General features: G+C 61.0%; 7 protein-coding genes. All 7 read left to right on the plus strand.

Going from position 1 to position 6,233, the window contains the following annotated elements:
• The first annotated feature begins 44 nt into the window (after positions 1 to 44).
• A complete protein-coding gene (locus EFB11_RS16525; RefSeq protein WP_122791463.1) occupies positions 45 to 1,124 on the plus strand; it encodes an alcohol dehydrogenase catalytic domain-containing protein in 1,080 nt (359 codons plus the stop codon).
• Positions 1,125 to 1,142: 18 nt separating this feature from the next.
• Positions 1,143 to 2,147 (plus strand): dihydroxyacetone kinase subunit DhaK, encoded by a 1,005-nt coding sequence (locus EFB11_RS16530; protein ID WP_122791464.1) that lies wholly within the window; start codon positions 1,143 to 1,145, stop codon positions 2,145 to 2,147.
• A gap of 11 nt (positions 2,148 to 2,158) precedes the next feature.
• The gene (gene dhaL, locus EFB11_RS16535; protein ID WP_122791465.1) at positions 2,159 to 2,800 is read left to right on the plus strand and encodes a dihydroxyacetone kinase subunit DhaL; all 642 of its coding nucleotides are present in this window, start codon (positions 2,159 to 2,161) and stop codon (positions 2,798 to 2,800) included.
• A gap of 90 nt (positions 2,801 to 2,890) precedes the next feature.
• Positions 2,891 to 4,621 (plus strand): cytosine permease, encoded by a 1,731-nt coding sequence (locus tag EFB11_RS16540; protein WP_164706846.1) that lies wholly within the window; start codon positions 2,891 to 2,893, stop codon positions 4,619 to 4,621.
• Entirely contained in the window at positions 4,618 to 5,061 is a 444-nt protein-coding gene (locus tag EFB11_RS16545) for an RpiB/LacA/LacB family sugar-phosphate isomerase (protein ID WP_122791467.1), read from the plus strand. The genes EFB11_RS16540 and EFB11_RS16545 overlap by 4 nt, the downstream gene beginning before the upstream one ends.
• 19 nt (positions 5,062 to 5,080) lie before the next feature.
• Positions 5,081 to 5,851, plus strand: coding sequence for a GolD/DthD family dehydrogenase (locus EFB11_RS16550; RefSeq protein ID WP_122791468.1), 771 nt, complete (start codon positions 5,081 to 5,083; stop codon positions 5,849 to 5,851).
• Between the two features lie 101 nt (positions 5,852 to 5,952).
• Positions 5,953 to 6,233 (plus strand): imidazolonepropionase (locus EFB11_RS16555; RefSeq protein ID WP_122791469.1); only part of this gene is annotated, 281 nt, incomplete at its 3' end.

Here is a 6,233-nt window from a genome sequence, read left to right on the forward strand (position 1 = left end):
CAGGCGTTTGGTCGCCGGACACACAGCAAAAAGGAGAAAGCACTATGAGCAACTTACCTGAAAAAATGAAGGCAATCGTCGCATATGCGCCGGGGGACTACCGGCTGGAAACCGTGGACACGCCGCACGCCGGCGAAGGGGAAATGATCCTCAAGGTCGAAGCCTGCGGCATCTGCGCGGGCGACGTCAAGGCATTTGGCGGCGCGGCCAGCTTCTGGGGTCTGGACGGCCAGCCCAAGTACATCAAGGCGCCCATGATCCCCGGCCATGAATTTGTGGGCACGGTGGTCGAGATGGGCAAGAACGTGGCCGGCAACTGGAAACTGGGCGACCGCATCTGCCCCGAGCAGATTGTGCCGTGCGGCCAGTGCCGCTTCTGCAAGACCGGTCGCCACTGGATGTGCGAAAAGCACGACCTGTTCGGCTTCCAGAACAACGTCAACGGCGGTATGGCCGAATACGTCCGCCTGACCAAGGAAGCGCTGCCCTACCTCGTACCGGCCGACATGCCGATCGAAAAGGCCGCCCTGATTGAGCCTTATGCCTGCGCGTTCCACTGCGTGGAGCGTGCGCAGGTCACCACCCGCGATGTGGTCGTCCTGTCGGGCGCGGGCACGCTGGGTCTTGGCATGGTGGGCGCCATCCGTCAGGCAAACCCGAGTTTGTTCATCGTCCTGGACATGAACGACGACCGTCTGGCCAAGGCCAAGGAGTTCGGCGCCGATCTGGTCATGAACCCGGGCAAGGAAAACGTGGTGCAGAAAATCAAGGAACTGACCGACGGCTACGGCTGCGACATCTACATCGAAGCGACCGGCCATCCGTCGAGCGTGCAGCAGGGTCTGGATGCCATCCGCAAGATGGGCCGCTTCGTCGAGTTCTCGGTGTTCGGTCAGCCGGTCACGGTCGACTGGAGCATCATCTCCGACCGCAAGGAGCTCGACCTGCTGGGCGCGCACCTGAGCCCGTTCTGCTATGACACGGTCATCGACTGGATCGGCAGCGGCAAGCTGCCCACGGCTGGCGTGGTTTCCCACCAGTTTGCACTCGACCAGTGGGAAGAAGCATTCGAACTGGCCAAGACTGGCAAGGACGGGGCGATGAAAGTCGTCCTCAAGCCGTAAGACAAGGAGGGAACCCAAATGAATAAACTTCCGCGCATCATGAACGACCCCGACAACATCGTCGACGAAATGCTGGAGGGCTTCCTCAAAGCGCATCCCGATCTGGTCGAGGGTACCGAAAACAAACGCGTCGTCAAGGCAAAGAACATCCCGGCCGATAAGGTCGGCGTGGTCACGGGCGGCGGCTCGGGCCACAAACCCGCCTTTATCGGCTATGTCGGCGAAAACCTGTGCGACGCGGCGGCCGTCGGCGAAATTTGCTCGTCGCCCACCGCAGCCGCCTTCCTGGACAGCTTCAAGGCTGCCGACCAGGGCAAGGGCGTTGCCTGCCTGTACGGCAACTACTCGGGCGACAACATGAACGTCAAGATGGCCGTCAAGATGGCCGCCCGCCAGGGCATCACGGTCAAGACCGTGGTCGCCAACGACGACGTGGCATCCGCTCCCAAGGACCAGCGCGAAAAGCGCCGCGGCGTGGCGGGCGAAGTGCTCATGTGGAAGGTCGGCGGCGCCAAGGCGGCGCTCGGCGGCACGCTCGATGAGGTCATCGACGCGGCTCAGAAGGCCATCGACCACACGCGCAGCGTGGGCATCGGCCTGGCGCCGTGCACCCTGCCCGCGGTCGGCCACCCGAACTTTACCATCGAGCCGGGCACCATGGAGGTCGGCATCGGCCACCACGGCGAACCGGGCATCGAGGTCTGTCCGCTGGAGGACGCGGCCGGCATCGCTGGGCGCATGCTGGACATCGTCCTGCCCGACTATCCGTTTAAAGACGGCGACGAAGTGGTCGCGCTGGTGTCCGGCCTGGGCGCAACGCCGGTCATGGAACTGTATGTTCTCTATCACGAAATCGAGCGCCTGCTGACCGCGCAGGGCATCCGGGTGCACCGGGCCTATGTGGGCAACTATTTTACCTCCCTGGAAATGATGGGCGCAACACTCACCCTGATGAAGCTGGACGACGAGCTCAAGCAGCTCATCGATCTGCCGGCCAACAGCATGGGACTGAAACAGAAATGAGGGATTTTTCAATGAACAGCTTTCCGAATCGGGACGGCAAGCCCATCCTTTTGGCGATGGTGCATGCCATCCAGCAAAACAAGGCCTATCTTGGCGAGGTCGACGGCCTGATCGGCGACGGCGACCACGGCATGAATATGAATAAAGGGTTTACCCTCTTTGAAACACGGTTTGGCGGTCAGGATTTCTCCTTTACCCAAGGCCTCGCCGAGTTGGGCAACATCCTCTTTTCCGAGATCGGCGGCTCGATGGGCCCGATCTACGGCACCATCCTGATGGACGCCGCCGACGCAGGCGCGGACGCGGCCGACATCGACCTGGACGTCCTGTCCCGCATGCTGGACAGCGGCCTGTCCGGTTTGCAGGAGATCGTCCAGGCCCAGGTGGGCGATAAAACCCTGGTCGATACGCTCAGTCCCGCGGTGGACGCCCTGCGCAAAGGCGCGCAGGAAGGCCAGCCGTTTGCCGACGCTCTCACGCACATGAAGCAGGCAGCGGCCGACGGGCGCGATTCGACCAAAGATATGGTGGCCCGTTTTGGGCGCTCGAGCCGCCTGGGCGAGCGCTCGCGGGGCGTGCTGGATGCGGGCGCGACCTCGTGCTGCATCATTCTGACCGCGATGGCCGACGCCATCCAGGAGCAGATCGCATAAGTTTTTATTGAAGTTGGAGAGAAAAGCCGCCCGGCCCGGCCGGGCAGGGCCTGCGCGGGTGCGCGCAGGCAGGAACATGGAGGGAATTTTGTGTCACAGAACGTAATGGACCGCGTGCGGGCAACGCCACGCTGCGACTGGCCGGTCGCCGACAAGGAACAAAGCGGCATCGGCAGTTTTATCGGACTTTACGGCGGCGAGCACATCGCTGCCACCGAATTTGTCATCGGCGCCACACTCGTGCAGTATGGCTGCACGGCCAGCGACATTTTGATCGGCCTGTTTATCGGCAATCTGCTGGCGGTGCTGAGTTTCACCTTCTTCTGCGCCAAGATCGCGACCGACACTCGGCTGACGCTGTACAGCTACCTGGGCCGCATTTTTGGCGGCCGCCTGCAAAAGGTGTACAACATCGTGCTCGGCTTAGGCCTCGCGGCGCTGGCCGCGGCCGGTATCAGCATATCGGCCACCGCCATCCGGCGTATTTTTGACATCCCCATTCAGCTCAACTGGTACCCGACCAGCGCCAAATTTGTGCTGATCGTACTGGTTTTGGGCGCGGTCATCACGTTCATCGTGGCCAAAGGCTTCGAAGGCGTGTCCAAGTTCGCCACCACCTGTGTCCCCTGGATGATCGCCCTGTTTTTCGTGGGCCTGATCGTCACCCTGCCCCAGCTTCTGGATGCCACCGGCTATGGCGCCATCCGTTCGCCGGGCGACTTTTTAAGCCTCTTAAACACCCATGTCTGGAACGGCTCGAGTGAAACCGGGCAGCACCTGGGCGTGCTGCATGTCATCGGCTTTGCCTGGACCTGCAACCTCGCATGGCACATCGGCCTCAACGACATGCCCATGCTGCGCTATGCCAAGAACTATAAATACGGCTATGCGTCGGCGGTCGGCATGTACATCGGCCACTTCTTTGCCTGGATCGTCGCCGGTGTGTTCGGCGCCACGGCAGCCATCATCTTAAACACCCCTCTGACCCAGCTCGACCCGGGCGCGGTCACCTTTACCCTGCTCGGCTACACCGGCCTGCTGGCGGTCATCATCGCTGGCTGGACGACGGCCAACCCGACCATTTACCGCATTGTTCTGTCCTTTAACGTGGTCTTTTCCAAGGTCAGCCAGAAGCGCATGACCTATATCCTGGGCACCATCATCACCGTCGCTGCCTGCTTCCCCTGCGTGCAGAAGGCGGACGCCATCCTGGTCTATCTCGGCATGGCCGTAGAAGGTGCGGGCGTCATTTGTATCTGCGAACACTTCCTCTTCCCCCGCATCGGCTTTACCCGGTATTGGAATGAATACCGCCATCAGGATTTCAACATGCCCGCTGCGATCGCCTGGGGCGTATCGATTGTGTTCTCGTTCGGGCTGGTGTTTGCGGGCATCATCCACCGCAATCTGATTTTGGTGCCCACGTTTGTGCTGACCGCGGTGCTGTACACCGTGCTGGCCGGTCTGGCAGGCGCGAAGGAAAAGTACCCGGCCCAAGAGGCCGATGCGGCTGCCTACCGCACCGCACTCCAGGACTATGCCAATACCATGCACCAGGACGACATCCCCTTTACCGTAACTGGTGTGGCGCTCGGCCTGCGCGTGGTGGCCTTTATCGTGCTGGCTGCGTTTGTGGGCAGCGGCATCGTGTGCGCGCTGGGCGGCCTGGGACTGGAAGCCTTTAAGGCGCTGTCCATCGTGCTGTCGCTCGGATACTTTGTCTGCAACGGCGCGGCGCTCGTGATCTCGCTGAAAAAGACCACCAAATCCGAAGTGAAAACCCATCAGAAAATCCAAACCGGAAAGGAAGCTACCCCATGAAAAAGATCGCGATCGGCTGCGACCCGAATGCGCAGGAACAAAAACAAGACCTGATCGGCTATCTGGCCAAGCTCGGCTATGATATGGTCGACCTGGGCAGCGATGACCCCATCTATGCGCACACCGCCTTTCAGGTGGCGCGCGGCGTGGCCGACGGCACCTATGACCGCGGCATCCTGCTGTGCGGCACCGGTCTGGGCATGAGCATTGCGGCCAACAAGGTCAAGGGCTGCTATGCCGCGCTGTGCACCGACGTCTATTCGGCCGAGCGCGCCCGCAAGAGCAATGACGCCAATGTGGCTTGCTTCGGGGCCTTCACCCTGGGCATCCGCACCATCGAAAAGCTGGCCGAGACCTTCCTGTCTGCCGAGTTCGAGCCGGGCTGTTCCTCGCAGCCCAAGGTCGACTGCTACATGGAATACGACCAGCAGCGCGGCTGACCGGAAGGAGGAACACCCCATGCTTCCCTATCACGGCGCGGACATTGATTTTTCCATAAACGGCAAAACCGCCATCATCACGGGCGGCGCGGCTGGCATCGGCAACGCGACCGCCCGGTTCTTCCTCGAGAAAGGCGCGAACGTCGTGCTGGCCGACTGCAACCCGCAGACGGACGCCATCGCGGCCGCGCTCTCGCCCGACCGGGCGCTGGGCGTGACGGCCGACATCCTGAGAGGCGACGACCGGCAGCGCATCTTTGACGCCGCCTGCGAGCGCTTCGGCCAGGTGGACATCCTGGTCAACTGCGCGGGCATCGTGGCGCTCGACAAGGCCGAAAACCTGTCCGAAAAGGACTGGGGCCGCACCATGGACATCAACCTCAAGGGCAGTTTCCTGATGGCTCAGATGGCGGGCCGGTATTTCATGGCGCATAAGATCGCCGGGAACATCGTTAACATGGCGTCCCAGGCGGGCGTGATCGCACTCGACCGCCATGTGGCCTACTGCGCGTCCAAGGGCGCCATCATCGCCATGACCAAGGTACTCGCCCTCGAATGGGGCGTGCACGGCATAAGGGTTAACGCGGTATCGCCCACCGTGGTGCTCACCGAGCTTGGGCATAAGGCGTGGGACGGCCCGGTCGGCGACGCCTTCCGGCAGCAGATCCCCGGCCGCAGGTTCGCCGAGCCCGACGAAGTTGCGGGCGCCATCGCCTTTCTGTGCAGCGGCGCAGCCGGCATGATTACCGGCCACAACCTGCTCATCGACGGCGGCTATACCATCCAATAAAATAGTAATACCCCGCAAGGATTTTGAACCGGTCCAGTAAAAATGGACAGTGACAAAAACCCCCTGATGTAGGAAAATAGACTACATCAGGGGGTTTTGTCATGGAGAAACGAAAATACACACACATTCAAGTGCTGTTGCCAGAAATCAAGGCTATGCTGGCAGCGGGGAAAACCCAGCGGGAAGTTGCAGAATATTACGGTTTTCAGGATAAGCAGGTGATAAAAAGTCTACTTAAGCGTGAACGGAGGAAAAAACGTATGTTAGAAGCTGGCATCCTTGCGCGGCCCCAAGGGCGGCCAAGAACAAATGCCGCACCAAGAGATATTGTAACCGAGCAGGCACATGAGATCCAGCGACTTCGTATGGAGAATAAACTGCT

It is taken from the genome of Intestinibacillus sp. Marseille-P6563, from assembly GCF_900604335.1.
Classification (GTDB): domain Bacteria; phylum Bacillota; class Clostridia; order Oscillospirales; family Butyricicoccaceae; genus Butyricicoccus_B.